We start from the raw sequence: 17,346 nt of genomic DNA, 5'->3' as shown, positions 1-17,346 counted from the left end.
CTGGATCGGTGTTGAACACAAAATTCGTGTCCACCGATATCCATTGTGGGAGCGGGCTTGCTCGCGAAGGGGCCGTCACATTCAATGCAAATCCAGCTGATGCCGATATGGCAAATCCGGCCCTGTCTTGCTGCATGTCAATGCCGCCGCCTGCACCGCAAACCTCAGCATCGCCTCGATCTGCTGGCGACTCAATTGCCGCACCCCCTCGACCGAGTCCAGCCGCTGCTCGGTCAACCAGGCAATCAACGCGGCCTGGAAGGTATCGCCGGCACCCACGGTGTCGGCAATCTTCACGGCACAGGCCGGCACCGACCACGAACCATGGACCCGACTGAACACCGTCGCACCTTCGCCACCGCGGGTGAGGAACACCAGTTGGCAGCGGTGTTGCAACCAGCCCTCGATCACCCGCGCCGGGTCCTGTTCGGGGTACAGCAGGCTCAGGTCCTCATCACTGACCTTGATCAGGTCGGCATGTTCGACCAGGGTGGCCACCCGCGAACGCCACAGCTCGATGTTCGGCTCAGGGTTGAGCCGCACGTTCGGATCAAGGCTGATCAGGCGCTTGCCGCTTTCCCGGCGTACCAGCTCCAGCAGCGTGTCGCCGATCGGTTGCACCATCAGGGAAAACGAACCGATGTGCAAACCCCGCACTTCAGGTCCCAACGCCGGCAAGTGCCCGGGCTGAAGTTGTCGATCGGCGCAGCCTTCGCCGCGGAAACTGTAGTGCGGCGAGCCATTGGCCCCCACGGCGACCATCGCCAGGGTGGTCGGTGCGGCGAAATCCACCAGATAGTCCGTGCATACGCCTTCCTCCTCCAGCACCTGGAGCAAACGCCGGCCGAGGTAGTCGGTGGACAACCCGGCAAACAGCGCAGCGTCCACGCCCAGGCGGCACAAACCCACCGCAACGTTGAACGGCGAGCCGCCGGCAATTGCCTTGAAATTCACTTTTGAAGCCAGGCCGCTGACCTCGTTTTCACTGAAGAAATCGAACAGCGCTTCGCCACACACCAGATACATAGTTGCTCGCTCTTTAAAGGGTTGCGACATGCCGTTGATAGCGTTCGTAGGCCAACTGGGAGGCGGCCACGTTTTCTGCAATGGGCCAGGTTTCACTGGCCGGATCGAGCCTCACGCAGCGTTCGCACAGATCCGCCAGACTGTCCTCATGCCCGTTTGCCGAGGACGTGCACCACGCCGCCTGGATCGCCGCGCCCAGGGCGGCGGCTTCGCTTTGCTCGGGGCAGACGACGGGCATGTTCAGGGTGTCGGCGACGATCTGCCGCCACACCGCGCTTTTCGAGCCGCCACCGATCAGGCTGATGCGCAGGCTTTGTAAGCCATTGTGGTGCAGCAGGTCCAGCCCATGACGCAAACCGAAGGTCGTGCCCTCGACCACGGCGCGACACAGATTGGCCCTTGTCAGGTTGCCCATGGTCAGGCCCAGCACGCTACCGGTGGCGTGGGGCAGCGCGGGGACACGTTCGCCGTTGAGGAACGGCAGCATGCTGACCCCTTCGGCGCCAATGGGGGCCTGGGCAACGAGGGCGTTGAAAGTTTCGATATCCAGTTCGAGCAGCTCGCGAACAGCCGTGGTGGCGTTTGTCAGGTTCATGGTGCAGATCAACGGCAACCAACCGCCGCTGGAGGAACAGAACGTAGCGACGGTCGTGTCCGGGCTGATCTTCGGTTGCTCGGCGTAGGCATACACCGTGCCGGACGATCCGAGGCTCATGGTGATGGCGCCAGGCTTGATGTTGCCGGTGCCGATGGCGCCCATCATGTTGTCGCCACCGCCGCTGGATACCAGCGCATGCGGGTTGATGCCCAGGTGTTCGGCGATCCCCGGCACCACCGTGCCCACCGCGTGGTGGGCATCGATCAGTTCCGGCAGCGCGGCTTGCAGACGCCCGGTGGGATCGATGTCGCGCAGCAGCTGCAAATCCCACTGGCGGGTGCGCACATTGAAATAGCCGGTGCCCGAGGCATCGCCGTACTCGCTGCAACGGCGACCGGTGAGCCAGAAATTCAGGTAGTCGTGGGGCAGCAGAATGTGTGCGATTCGGGCAAATACCTCGGGGTGCTGCTCTTTGGTCCAGAGCAATTTTGACACCGTGTAGCCCGGCGCAATGACCACGCCGAGGCGTTCCAGCGAGCCTTTTTCGCCGCCCAGATGCTTGAGCAGTCGATCGTTCTCTGCTGTGGTTTCGGTGTCGCACCAGAGCTTGGCCGGGCGCAGGGCCTGGCCTTGATCGTCGAGCAGTACCAGGCCATGTTGCTGGCCGGAAACGCCGATGCCGAGGATGTCCTGGCCGTCGACCTGCGCCGCCAGCAACGCACGACGGGTGGCGAGGGTGAATGCGTCCAGCCACTGCGCCGTGTCCTGTTCGCGACGACCGTTGGCGCCGCTGATCAGTTCATGCGCGGCGGCACCCTGGCCCAGCACCTGGCCGCTGAGCGCATCGAGGATGATGGCTTTGGTGCCTTGGGTGCCGCAGTCGATGCCGAGGAATAATTGTTGGTTTGCCATGGCAGGTCCTTGGTGTGTCAGGTCGATTTCGGTGAAGTCATTCGCGAGCAAGCCCGCTCCCACAGGAGATCTTCAGCGGACACAAATAATGTGGGAGCGGGCTTGCTCGCGAAGACGGCAATGGCTACACCACCGACATCACGCCAAAATCCGCTCCAACGTCCGCGTCACCCCAACCTCGCGCAAACTGTTGCAACACCACTCAAACGCCGCCACAAACTCCGGCGAGCGCGGAATCGCCTTACCAAAAATCTCCTCAACCGCCAACAATCGTTGGGTAATCAATACATCATCCACCACCAGCGCCTGACAGAACGCCGCCCGCGGGTCCGCAATGGCGTAGGTATCGCCATTCTCATCCACCCCCTTCAGATACAAGGCCCACGCCGCCACCACCAGCGCCGCTCGCCGGGTGTCCCGGCCATCGGCCAGCAAGCGGTTGATGGTCGGCACGGTGAATTTGGCAAACTTCGACGAGCCGTCCGAACACACGCGCTCCAGTTGATCGGCAATCGCCTGGTTGGAGAAGCGCGCCACCAGGGTGTTCTTGTACTCGGTCAGGTCGATGCCCGGCACCGGCGACAGTTGCGGTGTGACGTCCAGGTCCATGTAGGCACGCATGTAGCGCACGAACAGCGGGTCATTCATGGTCTCGTGGACGAAGCGGTAACCCTTGAGAAAACCCAGATAGGTCAGGGCCAGGTGACTGCCGTTGAGCAGCTTGATCTTCATCTCTTCATAGGGCGTGACGTCGTCGGTGAACTGCACACCGACCTTTTCCCAGGCCGGGCGACCGTTGACGAACTTGTCCTCCAGCACCCACTGCACGAACGGTTCGCAGACCACCGGCCAGGCGTCGTCCACTCCGTGTTGGTCGGCCAGTTGCAGGCGGTGTTGGGTGCTGGTCATCGGCGTGATGCGATCGACCATGGCGTTGGGGAAGCTCACGTAGCCCTCGATCCAGTCGCGCAGATCGCAATCGCGCAGGGCAGCGAAGGCCAGCAGGGCCTTGCGGGTGACCGCGCCGTTGTGCGGCAGGTTATCGCAGGACATCAAGGTGAAGGCCGGTGTGCCTGCCGCGCGGCGTTTGGCCAGCGCGGCGCACAGGAAGCCGAACACGGTTGTCGGCGCATTCGGGTGCGCCAGATCGTGCTGGATCGGCGGCAGGTGGGCCATGAACTCGCCGTTGCTGTCATCGATACAGTAGCCGCCTTCAGTGATGGTCAGCGAAACGATGCGGATCTCGGGGCTGGCGAGTTTGTCGATCAGCGCCTGGGCATCGTCTTCGGCCAGCAGCATGTCGCGGATCGCACCGATGACGCGCACTTGGGTGTCGTCGCTGTCGCCGAGTTCGAACAGGGTGAACAGGTAATCCTGTTCCCGCAGGTCATCCCGGGCGCGACGATCTTCGCTGCGCAAGCCGATGCCGCAGATGGCCCAGTCCAGGCCAATGCCGGTGTTCATCAACGCATCGGTGTAATACGCCTGGTGGGCGCGGTGGAAACCGCCGACGCCGATGTGCGCAATGCCCTGGCGGGTGTCACTCAGGGCGTAGGCGGGCAGGACCACCTCGGGGGCGAGGCGCTGCAGGTGGTTTTTATCGAGTTTCATCACAGGCTCTCTGAGTCAGGCGGCGATGCGCAACGGGCGGGTCAGCGCCACGCCGTCGGCATCGAACAAATGGCAGTGGCTGGCGTCCAGGTGCAGGCTCAGGGTCTCGCCATAGCGGCTGGCCAGGTCGCCGCGAACGCGCATCGTCAGCGCTTCGCCGGACGCGGTGCGCACGTGGCAGAAGGTGTCGCTGCCCAGGCGTTCGCTGACGTCGGCGGTGACTTGCAGCGCGCAGTCGCCGGGCGTGGCCAGTTGCAGATGTTCCGGGCGAATGCCCAGGGTGACTGCGCCGCCGACCGTCAGGCTGGCGCCGCTGAGCGGCAGGCTGATGCGGGTGCCGGCGTCCAGTTGTACTTCGCAGCCCTGGCCGTCGACCCGGCTGACCTGGCCCTTGAGGAAGCCCATTTTCGGTGTGCCGAGAAAGCCTGCGACAAACAGGTTGGCCGGCTGGTGATAGAGGTCCAGTGGCGAGCCGACCTGTTCAATCTTGCCGCCGTTGAGCACCACGACTTTGTCGGCCATGGTCATCGCTTCGACCTGGTCGTGGGTCACGTAGATCATCGTCGCTTGCAGGTCCTTGTGCAGGCGCAGCAGTTCCAGGCGCATCTGCACCCGCAGTGCGGCGTCGAGGTTGGACAGGGGCTCGTCGAACAGGAAAATCTTCGGGTTACGCACGATCGCCCGGCCAATCGCCACGCGCTGACGTTGTCCGCCGGACAGTTGCTTGGGCTTGCGTTCGAGCATCGGCCCGAGTTCAAGGATGCGCGCCGCCTCACCGACTTTTTTCTCGACCTCGGCTTTTGGCACTCCGGCCAGGTCGAGGGCAAACGACATGTTCTTGCGCACGCTCATGTGCGGGTACAGGGCGTAGGTCTGGAACACCATCGCCAGGTCGCGTTTGGCCGGGCTGACTTCAGTGATGTCGCGGCCGTCGAGTTCGATGGTGCCGCCGCTGACTTCCTCCAGCCCCGCGATCAGGCGCAGCAGGGTGGACTTGCCGCAACCTGACGGGCCGACGAATACCACGAATTCCTTGTCGTTCACTTCAAGGTCGATGCCCTTGATGATGGAAAAGCCTTCGAAACCTTTTTGCAGATTCTTGATTTTCAGGTTGGCCATGATCATGGGCCTCCGATTGTTGTTATTCGTTACACCGGACGGTTTTCTGTAGGAGCGAGCTTGCTCGCGAAAAACATCCAGACAATGAGTTCTTTCAGGCAGCGCGCGTCATCGTTCACGCCCATCGCGAGCAAGCTCGCTCCTACAGGGGATCGCGTGGGGCCGGCAAATCGCGTTATTTCACGGCGCCAAACGACAGCCCGCGGACCAATTGTTTCTGGCTGATCCAGCCGAAGATCAGGATCGGTGCACAGGCCAGGGTCGACACCGCCGACAACTTGGCCCAGAACAAGCCTTCGGGACTTGAGTACGAGGCGATCAACGCGGTCAGGGGCGCGGCTTTCGAGGAGGTCAGGTTCAGCGACCAGAAGGCCTCGTTCCAGCACAGGATCAGCGACAGCAGCACGGTCGAGGCCAGGCCACCCTTGGCGATCGGCAGCAGGACCCGGAGCATTTCCTGCGCCAGCGTTGCGCCATCCAGTCGAGCGGCTTCGAGGATGTCCCTGGGGATGTCCTTGAAGTAGGTGTAAACCATCCAGACCACGATCGGCAGGTTGATCAGGGTGTAGATCACGATCAGCGCGATGCGCGTATCGAGCAGGCCGAAACTCTTGGCCAGCAGGTAGATCGGCATCAGCACGCCCACCGGTGGCAGCATCTTGGTGGAGAGCATCCACAGCAGCGTGCCCTTGGTGCGCTGGGTTTCGTAGAACGCCATGGAGTACGCCGCCGGCACCGCGATCAAGAGGCACAGGGCCGTGGCGCTGAAGGAAATCACCACCGAGTTCCAGGCGAAACTGAAGTAGTCGCTGCGCTCGTTGATGTGCAGGTAGTTCTCCAGGGTCGGGGTGAAGATGAACTGCGGCGGCGTGGCAAAGGCATCGATTTCAGTCTTGAAACTGGTCAGCACCATCCAGAAGATCGGGAAGAAGACCAGGATCGCGATGGCCCAGGCCAGGGTGCCCAGCAGCAGGCTTTGCAGGCGACGGGATTGTTGAAGGGTCATGGCGCGGGCCTCAGGCTTTGTCAGTCAGGTTTTTGCCGATCATCCGGATCAGGACGATGGCCGCGATGTTGGCGATCACCACGGCGATCAAACCGCCTGCGGACGCCATGCCGACGTCGAACTGCACCAGCGCCTGGTTGTAGATCAGGTAGGCGAGGTTGGTCGAGGCGTAGCCGGGGCCGCCGTTGGTGGTGGTGAAGATTTCGGCGAACACCGAGAGCAGGAAGATGGTTTCGATCATCACCACCACCGCGATCGGTCGCGCCAGGTGCGGCAGGGTCAGGTGCCAGAAGATCGCGATCGGCCCGGCGCCATCGAGGCGCGCGGCTTCCTTTTGTTCCTGGTCGAGGGACTGCATTGCCGTCATCAGGATCAGGATCGCGAAGGGCAGCCATTGCCACGCGACAATGATGATGATCGACAGCAGTGGGTAGTGCGCCAGCCAGTCCACCGGTTGCGCGCCAAACAGCTTCCAGACGTAGGCGAGAATTCCCGACACCGGATGGAAGATCAGGTTCTTCCAGATCAGCGCGCCGACCGTGGGCATGATGAAAAACGGCGAGATCAGCATGACCCGCACGATGCCGCGACCGAGAAACTCACTGGACTCCAGCAGGGCACTGATCAACACGCCGAGCACCACACTGATCAGCAGCACGCTGCCCACTAGCAGCAAGGTATTGGTAGCCCCGGGCATGAAGCCCGAGTCGGTCAGGAAGTAGCTGAAGTTTTCCAGCCCGACGAACTCGTTTTCACCTGGATTGAGCAGGTTGTAGCGAATCAGCGAAAAGTACAGGGTCATGCCCAGCGGCACGATCATCCACAACAGCAGCAACGCTACCGAAGGGCTGACCAGGAACCAGCCGGGGTTTGCCAGCCGGCTTTTGCGCAGTGGCTGAGGTATTTCCATGTGAGCTTTGGCAGTAGACGTATTCATGGTGATCACAACCGATTTATGGCAGGCATATGAAGATCAACTGTGGGAGCGGGCTTGCTCGCGAAAGCAACATTCCAGACGCTGAAGATGCATCGGATGTAACGGCCTCTTCGCGAGCAAGCCCGCTCCCACATTGAATACGGGGTTATTTAGGATAACCGGCGCGCTTCATCTCGCGTTCAGTGGTTTGCTGGGCCGCGGCCAGCGCCTGGTCAACGGTGGTCTGGCCGATCAGCGCCGCCGAGAACGCTTTGCCCACCTGGGTGCCGATGCCCTGGAACTCCGGGATGGTCACCAACTGAATGCCGATGTAGGGCACCGGTTTCAGGGTCGGCTTGCCCGGGTCCGCCGCCTTGAGCGATTCCAGCGTGACCTTGGCAAAGGGCGCGGCGCTCAGGTAGGCCTCGCTGTAAGTAGACGCACGAGTGCCTGGCGGCACGTTGGCGATGCCGTCTTTTTCCGCGACCAGTGCCCCGTATTCCTTCGAAGTGGCCCACGCACTGAAGGTCTTTGCCGCCTCCTTGGCCTTGGAACTGGTGGGGATCGCCAGTGCCCAGGAATACAGCCAGGCCGAGCCTTTGTCGGTGACCTCATGGGGCGCGTAGGTGAAACCGACGTGGTCGCTGACCTTGCTCTGGGTCTTGTCGGTGACGAACGAGCCGGCGACGCTGGCATCGACCCAGATCGCGCACTTGCCGCTGTTGAACAGCGCCAGGTTTTCGTTGAAACCGTTGCTCGACGCACCCGGCGGGCCGGATTTCTGCATGGTGTCGACGTAGAAGTTCAGCGCATTTTTCCATTCAGGGCCGCTGAATTCCGGCTTCCACTGCTCGTCGAACCAGCGCGCACCATAGGCATTCGCCACGGTGGTGATCAGGGCCATGTTCTCGCCCCAGCCGGCCTTGCCGCGCAGGCAGATGCCGTACTGTTCTTTGTCCTTGTGGGTGAGTTTGGCGGCGAACTCGGCTATCTGAGTCCAGGTCGGGCGCTCGGGCATGGTCAGGCCGGCGTCCTTGAACAGGTCGGTGCGGTAATAGGTGATCGAGCTTTCAGCGTAGAACGGCAAGGCATACAGCGAACCTTTCACCGACAATCCTTCGCGCACGGATGGAAACACATCCTCCAGATCGTAAGTGGCGGGCAAGTCCTTCATGGGTTCCAGCCAGCCCTTGGCGCCCCACAGCGCCGCTTCGTACATGCCGATGGTCAGCACGTCGAACTGCCCACCCTCGGTCGCGATGTCGGTGGTCAGGCGCTGACGCAGGACGTTTTCCTCGAGCACCACCCAGTTGAGCTTGATGTCCGGATGCTCGGCCTCGAAAGTTTTCGACAGCTTTTGCATGCGAATCATGTCGCTGTTGTTGACGGTGGCGATGGTCAGGGTCTGGGCGCCAAGGCTGACGCTGCTGAGGGTCATGCAGGTGAGGGCGAGCAGGGCTTTTACAGAAGGTTGCATCGTGCACTCCTTTTCTGCACCCGGAGGGCCACAGAAGGACAGTTATTGTTTTTGTGTCTTCCGAAGGTTGGAAGAATGTGCAGCGATTACAGCCTTGAATGGCGGGCGAGACAAATCATCCATCGCACTTGGATTGGTACTATTTTGCACCTGCAAAAGCAAAGATCGCAGCCTGCGGCAGCTCCTACAGGGGAATGCATTCCAATGTAGGAGCTGCCGAAGGCTGCGATCTTTTGATCTTTGCGCTATCCGTGATTCTGCTCAGTCAACCGCTGCACCACCAACCGCCGATAATGCGAAGGGGTCATGCCCTTTAGCTGCTGAAAACGCCGGTTGAAGTTGGAAATATTGTTGAAGCCCGATTCGAAGCAGACATCGGTCACGGGTTTGTCGCCATCGGCCAGCAGCTCACAGGACTTGCTGATGCGCAGCCGATTGACGAACTCGATGAAGCAGCGCCCGGTGGCCTGCTTGAACACTCGACTGAAGTAGGTCGGCTTCATGCCAAGATGCCCGGCAACTTCCTCCAGCGGCAACTCGCGGGCGTAGTGGGCGAAGATGTAATCCACCGCACGGTTGGTGCGGTCGATGCTGTGCTCGTCGGCCAGCTGCGGCGTCGTAGCGCCGGACAGCAACTGGTAATCGTCAGAAGCGGCCAGCAGTTCCAGCAGAATGAAAAAGTGCCCGAGGCGGGTCACGCCCTGGGTATCGGCGATGCGCTGCATCAGCTCCATCGCCTTGCCGATCGTGTGCTTGCAGCGAAACTCGATGCCGTACTGTGCGCGCTCCAGCAGGGGCGCCAGGGTCTTGAGCTCGGCAAATACCTGATAGCCACTGTCGAACAACTCGTCGGTGAAGTTGACCAGCATGTCGCGCTTGGGCACCACTTCATCTTCGGCCACCTGGCTGATCCAGTTATGGGGCAGGTTGGGGCCGGTGAGGAACAGGGTTTGCGGGTGGAAGTTACCGATGTAGTCGCCGATGAACACCTTGCCTGAACTGGCGACGATCAGGTGCAGCTCGTACTCCTTGTGAAAATGCCAGCGCACCAGGGGACACGGGAATCCGTGCTGGCGATAGATGATGGACAACCCGTTATGGTCGTCCATCAGTTCATAGGAAGGGTCGGTAACGCGGGTGGCTCGGCTCATGTCGGGACGCTTTTATTGTTATCGCACCTCGATCATGCCTCTTTCAGGGGCGAATAGGCCAGGGCGTTATGTGGATAGAGGTCGCGACAACAGGGCGCTGCCATAAACGGCCTTCATGCTCGTGGCACTCCAGCAATAACGCACGATGTTGGACTCTTCGAAGAAGTCGAGGTTGATGATGCTGCAGCGTGTGACCCAGTCGCGTGTTGGATTGAACCAGTCGTTGATCTCGTCCTTGATCTTCTGCGGCCCGCCCAAAAAGCCATAGCTGGTGGCTGACAACGACCAGAGGAAGGATGTGAAAGGTACGGATGCCAGCGTGCTGGAGATGTGGCGCTTCAGGTCCCGGGTATCGGCAAAGGACATTCCGCTCCACTTGTGGGTGATGGAAGGCCAGAAATAATCATCGTCCAGTTCGCGGACGACAGGTGCTGCCAATATCACCCTGCGTCGAGTGCTGGTGCGCATGAGCTCGGCCACCGTTTTAGTGGCGTCGCCAGGGGGGATGATGCGTTGTCCGAGACGGCTTATCAGCAGGTCACTCAGCTTTTTATGGGCAAAATACTTCTGGCCGTCGCCCAACTGATGAAAGTCGAACACGATGAACTCGTCAGGATTCTGATCAAGGAAAGCTGTTGTTGCGTCGATCAATTCATCGAGGGTGCGATGGGACTGGTGACCATTGTGATGGAAGTAGAAGACTGGTTGGTCGAGACCTTCGGTATAGCCAAGTCGAATATCAAACACCCGCGCGCCTTTTGACAATTGCCAGGCAAACGAATCGTTTTGGCAAGTGGTCCAGTTGCCGACGACGACTTCGTAGTTGGGGGCTTGTTTGTCCATGCCGGCGTTATGGGCGCCTGGCCAGACAATGTCAGTCAGTTTCAGGCGTTCGATTTCGAGGCAGTTACTCATCCATCTGTTGGTGTCCAGAGCCCCTCTTTCAGATTGTGTCATTGTCATTCCTTGTGGTTTATTCCACCCCTGCCTTGGGGTGGAGAATAATAATGGCAGCCATTTATAACCATGTTCAACGGCTGCAACCAACCAAGGCTTGATGCAAGAAATGTCTTTTGCTGTCAGCCATCTGCCTTGTGGCGATTCTTGGCTTCAATCCATTGCGCCATGTATTGGGTACTCTTGTGCTGATGATGACGCAGCATACTGCCGGTAAAGTTGTCTCTTCTGATGGCCGTCAGGTGTCGGCGGCAATCCTCGAGCCGTGCGATCAGTGCCGGGCCATGAATACGTGGCTGATAACGACTCGCCAGCAAGTCCAGGCCCAGGGCCTGGGCGCTGAGCCACTGCGCCTTGTCCTGGTAAAGCTCAACGGCACTGTCGGCAAAGGACCGGGCAGTGCGGGTGATCGCCCCCGGCCAGGGTTCGCCTGAGTGCATGGCTTCGGCGCCGACGGGCGTGGTGACATTTGGCGTGCCACAGAGCATTGCATCGACAATCTTGCCTTTGATGCCCGCGCCAAAACGCAACGGCGCCATGCACACCCGCGCCGCCGACATCACTTGCAAGGCGTCTTCAGCCCAGTTCATCACATGAAACCCCTGTGCCGCGTTATGCAGCGCGGTGGCCTTGGGCGGTGTGTAGGCGCCGTAGATGTGCAGCTGTGCAGCGGGTAATTGCTGGCGAATCATTGGCCAAATGGTGGTTTTCAACCAGAGCACCGCATCCCAATTGGGGGCATGGCGAAAATTGCCGATGTGAATAAAGTGCGCCCGGTCTTCGAACGGCGCAGGCGCATGGGTGGGCAGGTCCACCATCAGCGGGCACCAATGCAGCAAGCTGCGCGGCAGCTTGAAGTGCTCGACCAGCAACTCGATCTCCACTTCGGAGATCATCAGGTTCAAGTCGCAACGATAGATCGCGGCGATTTCCCGCTTGGCCACGTCGGTCACGGCCATGAATTCGAACTCCTGGCGCAGCGCCGGCGCGAACAGATCGTTGAAGTCATTGTCATCGTCGCTGCCCTTCAACCGATCCTTGAGCCGTTGATGACGGGCATGGCGCAGGCTTTGCAAATCCTGGGTCCCCAGCACGCGCAAGGCATTCGGGCAGTGCGTTTCGACCCGCCAGCCGAATTGTTCTTCCATCATGAATTGTTCGAACAGCACGATATCCGGGGCCAGTTCGCTGATGAATCGGTCGAAACTGCTGTCGTTCAGCTCGATCGGTACTTCGCGAATGCCCAGCTCCGTCAGGTCTTCCTGATGCTCGCCAGCCCCGGCGGGGCTGCTGAAGGTGACGTCCCAGCCCTGTTGCAAGAAAGCCTCGAGCAGTTGCATCACATACCCACCGGCCGCAGAAGAGCGAGGCTCGGGCCAGACGTAACCAATGACCAGGATTTTGGTTGCGCGGGGCTGATTCATGATTGCGAATTCCTTGATGCGGCCAGGGGCGGGGGGAAAAACGCGCGCATTAAACCACAGCCGGCGAACAGGAGACGGATAGCTGAGCTGACGAAGGGCAGCGCCCTTGATGTGCACCGCCCGTCGACGTCGCTGTTGGGTCAAGTCACACGTATTGACTCACTCCGCTTATCTCCCGGAAATTGGTGATCTTCCCGCCTCTGGCTCGATTGGAATTAAGTGAGAGTTGGTACCAGTCGTTCGCTGTGTTGCAGATCAGTACATCCGTTGCCTGAGAAAGCTCGCCAATATCCCCCAGGCGGGCAACTTTCACATCCGCAATATTCAAGGACTTTGCCGCGCTAAATGCATCGAGCGTTCCGCTTACGGATCGAATTTGTCGGGTGGCTTTGCCGGAGGTCTTGATGCCTTGACCCGTGATGAGCAACACGCCATTTTTGGTAATCTTCCCGCCCTTTTTCAAGAGGCTCGGGATGCCATCCAGTGGGTTAATCAGACTCAACGCAAAATTGCCACTGAGCCTGACCAGTTTTACCGATTTTGAAAGAAGGCTACCCGACTTCAAAGCGACGCTGGCAAATTTAGAGGCGACGCCTGCTACAGAGCCAACAACCGCCAGCGCGTCCAGTGCGCATCCAAAAATTCCGGATGCTTCACGGTCAGGGTCAGCCGAAGTCAGATCTTCGATACAGCCCTTGAACGGAATAATCAAATTGAGAACCAGGTCTATATTGTCTTTTGCATTCTTTCGCGCAGCTTCAAGGGGAGCTATGCCATAACCGGCATCGAAAAGTTCATTGTATGTGGCCGGTGGGAAGTGTGAAAGTATTCGCGCTACAGTGCTGCTTGTTCTTTGCGAAAAGAAAGTTTCAAGTTGGCTCCTGGTGTGCGGGGCGTGTTGTGGGGTTTCGTTGGATTCCCATAATTTTTCGACCACCAATTTACCGGTGGTGTTTTTAACGGGTGCCGTGCCCTTGATATAGGCGTTTATATCCAAAGGCCAATCAAGGGCTTGCGTCTGCCATTGCAACCGGTCTTTATCAGTATTGATGCTAGGCTCGAAATATTCAATGGAAGTAGTCAGGAAAATATCGCCAAGATCCTGTCGACTGTAGCATTCGGCTCGCAGGGTAAATAGTTCATAATAATATTTTCGAAAGTCGTGTTCAGCGCAGATGATGACGCCATAGCGCCCTCTGTATTTGTCTCTCAATCGTTGTGTCTCGTGTGTTGCGTGATCGGAGAATTTTTCGCGGACTGTATAAAAGGTCAGGGCACCATATTCCAGGCGAATTCGATCTGCCACGGGAATTTTTGATAAGGCGAGCTTTAATGCTGTAGATGTTCCTTGTTGTATTTTTTTGAAGTAGTCGTCGAATGTCCTGGCGTATAGAGTCTGGATGTTTTGAAGCATGTAAAAATAAGGTTGGGCTAATTTCAGTCCGTCATGGTAGTCAAGAGTAAAGATGTCTGCGGACATATGGGTTCCAGTCCAGCCCTTATGCATCAAGTCTCCCGACATAAACAACTCATGAATCGATATTGCCTTGCTCCTTGGAAGGTCCTTGTGACCGTAACGTTTGTCGGTCAGGTATTCACCATCCGGCAAGGCTCTTTTAAGTTCGGCCAAGGCGACTTCTTCGCGCGTAGGAAGGGGGGTATTTATGGCATTGCTGCATTGCTCCAAGGCCTCGGTGTATTGGTTGTAATGAGTCTCGGCGGTGCAGAAGTTTTCAACGGTGTATTCACCGTCAGGACTGTAGGGAAAAAGGCCGTTCACTGCGCCCCAATTAAGCATGTGTGTTATCACGCCGAGCCCGAACAGTTGCTCGAGTTGCTGATCGAAGGGCCCCAGGTCGGCGTAAGACTGTATTTGGTCATAGGTCATGCCCCGCGATGAACCTGGGGCAATGATTTCAACTTTTGCGACAGCAAAGGTATGCATGACCCACGCCGGTGAGCTGATTGTCATGCTGTCCGGAATTTCGTTTACAAGGAATTCAGGTGCCTCGTCAGCCACTAGAATATACGCGGCGAGGGGCGATGCTTCAGCAAGAACAATATTATTGGCAACAAGATGCTCTTCCAGGTTCAGCAAGATTTGAGTGGGGTGTAGATCCGCATTGGCCGGTTGGTAAAGCTCGTAGCCCTGCACACGACCTTTGCTTTCAATTTCACCTATATTCGGATCGATGTTCAGTATGATAGCTGCGATGAGGAGTTGTCGGAGATCCTCATGACTGGAGGGTTCATCCGAGTCAGTGCCGTACCAATCTAACGCTTCAAGGCAGTCCTGCGCGAGGTTCATGCCGATCATGCCTTCCATGAACTCGTTGATGTATCGATCCGGGTCGACTTTCAAATCGACTTGTGAATTTTTGTTTTGCTCGACCAGGCTATTAAGTAATTGGCCTGTTTCACTTAGTTCATACGTTGCCGTTGTGTTTATGATTTTTTCGCGCTGGACAAGCGATAATGCAGTTGCGGAGATTTCCGGGTCTTTTAGAATCTCATAATAGTTTCCTGTGCCTGATAATGCAGGGCGTTCTTTCTTGAAAAAGTCCGTGAGGTTTGCAAGTTGCTGCGCCGTGGACGGCAGAGGATGCCCATAAAATCTGATCCACTGCTCTACGTTGATTTCGTCGGAACTGTAAATGAAGCCGCCCGCGTTTTTCGCGTATTCACTGAGCTCCTCCAGGTGTCGATTGAGAATTTCATTCTCCTTGAGAAGGTCATCGATCTGCATGGGGGTGTCGTCAATCATGACGTGTAGCTCTTTGTTCGAGTTGCACACGTAGATGGCGGATTCGGGCAGGCTGGATAATTCATTCAGGCGATTGAATTCGTCGCTGTTCAATAAGTCGTTCAGTTTCGCTTGCCCCGCACGTTGAGCTATCTCTAAAGAGCTTCCAGGGGTGGCAGGGATAAGCAAGTTACAGAGTTTGAATTCGGCGTTTACATCGGGAAGGTCATTCACATAACCCTCCAGCGACTCAGTGATGAAATTTTTTTCCAGTTTGTTTACCGTCATTAAGGCATCGATATCGGATTTTAAATTGTCAATAGTCGATGTTTTGCGGAAGTCGTATTCAAGGGTGTTCATCAATAAATCCTTTTTTTGATGATCTCAAAACCGGGTGCGAGTCCGTGAAGATAACTGGGTAGTTGTATTGCAGGAGGTTTTTGGGGTTTCGATGCTCAAAGGGTCAGCTGGATATTCATCTGCGAGGGGCTTTAAGTCGATCAGCAAGTACGCCTTTGACCTTGTCGAGCAACTGGTCGATGGGCATCAGGTCGGCATAAGACTGTACTTGGTCATAGGTCATGTCCCGCGATGATCCCGGGGAAATGATTTCGATTTTTGCGACAGTAATACTATGCGCGACCCATCCAGGCGAGCTGATGGTCATACTGCCCGGAATGTTTTTCACAAGGAATTCAGGTGCCTCGTCAGCCATTAGAATATAAGCGGCAAGGGGCGCTGCTTTAACGAGAATAAGATTATTGGCGACAAGATGCTCTTCCAGGTTCAGCAAGATTTGAGTGGGGTGCAGGTCCGCATTTTTGGGTTGGTAAATTTCATAACCCTGCACGCGACCTTTGCTTTGCACCTCACCCATGTTCGGATCAATGTTCAAAACGATCGCTGCCATGAGGAGTTGTTGCAGATCCTCTTTGCAGGGTGGCTCATCCACGTCGCTGCCGTACCAGCCTAACGCTTCAATGCAGTCCTGCGCGACATTCATACCGATCATGCCTTTCATGAACGCGTCAATACATTCAGCCAAGTCCAGTTTCTCGTTGACCAGCGTGTTCTGGTAATGTACGAAAAGGCTATTCAAGAGCTGGCCTGTGCCACCCAGCCCAAACGCTGTCGTTATGTTCCTGATTGTTTCGCGCTGAACGAGAGACAATGCAGTCGGGGAGATTTGCGGGTCCTTGAGTATCTCGTAATATTTTCCCGTTCCAGATAATGCAGGGCGTCCTTTCTGGAAAACAACCATGAGGTGGGCGAGTTGCTGGGCCGTGGAGGGCAGAGGATACCCATAAAATCTGATCCACTGCTCTACGTTGATCTTGTCAGCGCTGTGAATGGAGCCACCCGCGTTGTTCGCGTATTCACTGAGTTCCTCCAGGTGTCGGTTGAAAGTTTCATTCTCCTTGAGAAGGTCATCGATTTGCATGGGCGTGTCGTCAATCACGACATGAAGCTCTTTGTTCGAATTGCACACGTAGCTGGCGGATTCGGGAAGGATGGATAACTCCTCCAGGCTCATGAACTCGTTGCTTTCCAACAGGTCGTTCAGTTTGGCTTGGCCCGCACGTTGGGCTAACTCCAGAGCGCTTCCAGGGGTGGTAGAAATAAGCAGGTTGCTTAGTTTGAATTCGACGTTTGCATCAGGGAGGTCATTGACATATCCCTCCAGCGACTCAATGATGAGGTTTTTTTCTAACCTGTTTGCCTCCAGCAAGGTATCGATGTCGAATTTTAAATTTTCAATAGTCGATGTCTTGCGAAAATCATATTTAAGAGTATTCATCAATAAATCCTTTTGTTGATGATCTCGCAGGCGAGCGCGAGTCTGTAGATAACCGGGTAGGACGGTTTGCAGGGTGTTTGTGATTGTTCAGTTGCAGAGTAGGGCCGGCGATATTGAATTTGCCAGAGGGTATGTTGTGCTTTTTGTTTCTTGCGGGGATTTGGTTTTCAAGTCGGCCAGGTTTCTGGCCGGCTATGGCAATGCTTATAAATAAATGGGGTATTCATTTGGGCAGGGTTGTAAACGGCTCAGCCAGTATACCTTTAACCTTGTCGCGCAACTGATCGATGGAAAAGGGTTTGCCAATCAGGTGCATGCCATCCGGAACATCGATATTTTCTGCGTAACCACTGGCGAACAGGATGGGCAGGGCGGGGCGCAGGGTACGCGTTTCAACGGCCAGCTCGCGGCCGTCCATGCCCGGAAGACCGACATCGGTCATCATCAGGTCAATGTGCTGGCCCATGTCCTTGATCAGCTCCAGCGCCTGTTCGCTGCCATCTGCTTCAAGCACCTTGAACTCCAGCTCCTCCAGCACGTCGACAATCAACATGCGCACGATGGCATCGTCTTCGACGACCAGGATGGTGGGGGCGTTGGTGATCATG

The 17,346-nt window shown here is 57.2% G+C and carries 13 protein-coding genes; all 13 read right to left on the bottom strand.

Annotated elements, in window-relative coordinates:
* Positions 1-81: 81 nt before the first annotated feature.
* The 13 genes from DKB71_RS17960 to DKB71_RS17900 all read right to left on the bottom strand — a co-directional run bounded on the left by DKB71_RS17960 (position 82) and on the right by DKB71_RS17900 (position 17,345).
* On the bottom strand, positions 82-1,026 hold the full coding sequence (locus DKB71_RS17960; RefSeq protein WP_408596306.1) for a carbohydrate kinase family protein: 945 nt from the start codon (positions 1,024-1,026) through the stop codon (positions 82-84).
* A gap of 13 nt (positions 1,027-1,039) precedes the next feature.
* Complete coding sequence (xylB, locus tag DKB71_RS17955; RefSeq protein WP_408596304.1) at positions 1,040-2,536, bottom strand: xylulokinase; 1,497 nt, start codon at positions 2,534-2,536, stop codon at positions 1,040-1,042.
* Between the two features lie 138 nt (positions 2,537-2,674).
* A complete protein-coding gene (locus tag DKB71_RS17950) occupies positions 2,675-4,147 on the bottom strand; it encodes a mannitol dehydrogenase family protein (protein WP_408596302.1) in 1,473 nt (490 codons plus the stop codon).
* A gap of 15 nt (positions 4,148-4,162) precedes the next feature.
* Positions 4,163-5,266: an ABC transporter ATP-binding protein gene (locus DKB71_RS17945; RefSeq protein ID WP_408596300.1), complete on the bottom strand. Its 1,104-nt coding sequence runs from the start codon at positions 5,264-5,266 to the stop codon at positions 4,163-4,165.
* 175 nt (positions 5,267-5,441) lie between these two features.
* Complete coding sequence (locus DKB71_RS17940) at positions 5,442-6,272, bottom strand: carbohydrate ABC transporter permease (protein ID WP_274075825.1); 831 nt, start codon at positions 6,270-6,272, stop codon at positions 5,442-5,444.
* 10 nt (positions 6,273-6,282) lie between these two features.
* On the bottom strand, positions 6,283-7,182 hold the full coding sequence (locus DKB71_RS17935; RefSeq protein WP_408601124.1) for a carbohydrate ABC transporter permease: 900 nt from the start codon (positions 7,180-7,182) through the stop codon (positions 6,283-6,285).
* A 172-nt stretch (positions 7,183-7,354) separates the two neighbouring features.
* Positions 7,355-8,665, bottom strand: a complete 1,311-nt coding sequence (locus DKB71_RS17930; RefSeq protein WP_408596298.1) for an ABC transporter substrate-binding protein — start codon at positions 8,663-8,665, stop codon at positions 7,355-7,357.
* 245 nt (positions 8,666-8,910) lie between these two features.
* On the bottom strand, positions 8,911-9,816 hold the full coding sequence (locus tag DKB71_RS17925) for an AraC family transcriptional regulator (RefSeq protein WP_408596296.1): 906 nt from the start codon (positions 9,814-9,816) through the stop codon (positions 8,911-8,913).
* Positions 9,817-9,882: 66 nt separating this feature from the next.
* On the bottom strand, positions 9,883-10,773 hold the full coding sequence (locus tag DKB71_RS17920) for a phospholipase (RefSeq protein WP_408596294.1): 891 nt from the start codon (positions 10,771-10,773) through the stop codon (positions 9,883-9,885).
* Between the two features lie 122 nt (positions 10,774-10,895).
* Positions 10,896-12,197, bottom strand: coding sequence for a glycosyltransferase (locus DKB71_RS17915; protein ID WP_408596292.1), 1,302 nt, complete (start codon positions 12,195-12,197; stop codon positions 10,896-10,898).
* A 145-nt stretch (positions 12,198-12,342) separates the two neighbouring features.
* Entirely contained in the window at positions 12,343-15,300 is a 2,958-nt protein-coding gene (locus DKB71_RS17910) for a hypothetical protein (RefSeq protein ID WP_408596290.1), read from the bottom strand.
* 115 nt (positions 15,301-15,415) lie between these two features.
* Positions 15,416-16,738 carry a hypothetical protein gene (locus DKB71_RS17905; RefSeq protein ID WP_408596288.1) on the bottom strand — a complete coding sequence of 441 codons (1,323 nt, stop codon included), beginning with the start codon at positions 16,736-16,738 and terminating at the stop codon, positions 15,416-15,418.
* A gap of 223 nt (positions 16,739-16,961) precedes the next feature.
* Positions 16,962-17,345, bottom strand: a complete 384-nt coding sequence (locus DKB71_RS17900) for a response regulator (protein ID WP_408596286.1) — start codon at positions 17,343-17,345, stop codon at positions 16,962-16,964.
* Position 17,346: the final 1 nt, after the last annotated feature.

This window comes from Pseudomonas sp. PLMAX (assembly GCF_046042685.1).
Classification (GTDB): Bacteria; Pseudomonadota; Gammaproteobacteria; order Pseudomonadales; family Pseudomonadaceae; genus Aquipseudomonas; species Aquipseudomonas putida_AE.
This window is presented reverse-complemented; position numbering and strand designations above follow the sequence as displayed.

What these genes read in the sequence shown, in the direction of transcription:
- DKB71_RS17935 (WP_408601124.1), bottom strand. Translation starts at nt 7,182, where the DNA reads ATGGAAATACCTCAGCCACTGCGCAAAAGCCGGCTGGCAAACCCCGGC.
- DKB71_RS17905 (WP_408596288.1), bottom strand. Translation starts at nt 16,738, where the DNA reads ATGAATACTCTTAAATATGATTTTCGCAAGACATCGACTATTGAAAAT.
- DKB71_RS17920 (WP_408596294.1), bottom strand. Translation starts at nt 10,773, where the DNA reads ATGACACAATCTGAAAGAGGGGCTCTGGACACCAACAGATGGATGAGT.
- DKB71_RS17915 (WP_408596292.1), bottom strand. Translation starts at nt 12,197, where the DNA reads ATGAATCAGCCCCGCGCAACCAAAATCCTGGTCATTGGTTACGTCTGG.
- DKB71_RS17910 (WP_408596290.1), bottom strand. Translation starts at nt 15,300, where the DNA reads ATGAACACCCTTGAATACGACTTCCGCAAAACATCGACTATTGACAAT.
- DKB71_RS17925 (WP_408596296.1), bottom strand. Translation starts at nt 9,816, where the DNA reads ATGAGCCGAGCCACCCGCGTTACCGACCCTTCCTATGAACTGATGGAC.
- DKB71_RS17950 (WP_408596302.1), bottom strand. Translation starts at nt 4,147, where the DNA reads ATGAAACTCGATAAAAACCACCTGCAGCGCCTCGCCCCCGAGGTGGTC.
- DKB71_RS17900 (WP_408596286.1), bottom strand. Translation starts at nt 17,345, where the DNA reads ATGATCACCAACGCCCCCACCATCCTGGTCGTCGAAGACGATGCCATC.
- DKB71_RS17930 (WP_408596298.1), bottom strand. Translation starts at nt 8,665, where the DNA reads ATGCAACCTTCTGTAAAAGCCCTGCTCGCCCTCACCTGCATGACCCTC.
- DKB71_RS17940 (WP_274075825.1), bottom strand. Translation starts at nt 6,272, where the DNA reads ATGACCCTTCAACAATCCCGTCGCCTGCAAAGCCTGCTGCTGGGCACC.
- DKB71_RS17945 (WP_408596300.1), bottom strand. Translation starts at nt 5,266, where the DNA reads ATGGCCAACCTGAAAATCAAGAATCTGCAAAAAGGTTTCGAAGGCTTT.
- DKB71_RS17960 (WP_408596306.1), bottom strand. Translation starts at nt 1,026, where the DNA reads ATGTATCTGGTGTGTGGCGAAGCGCTGTTCGATTTCTTCAGTGAAAAC.
- xylB (WP_408596304.1), bottom strand. Translation starts at nt 2,536, where the DNA reads ATGGCAAACCAACAATTATTCCTCGGCATCGACTGCGGCACCCAAGGC.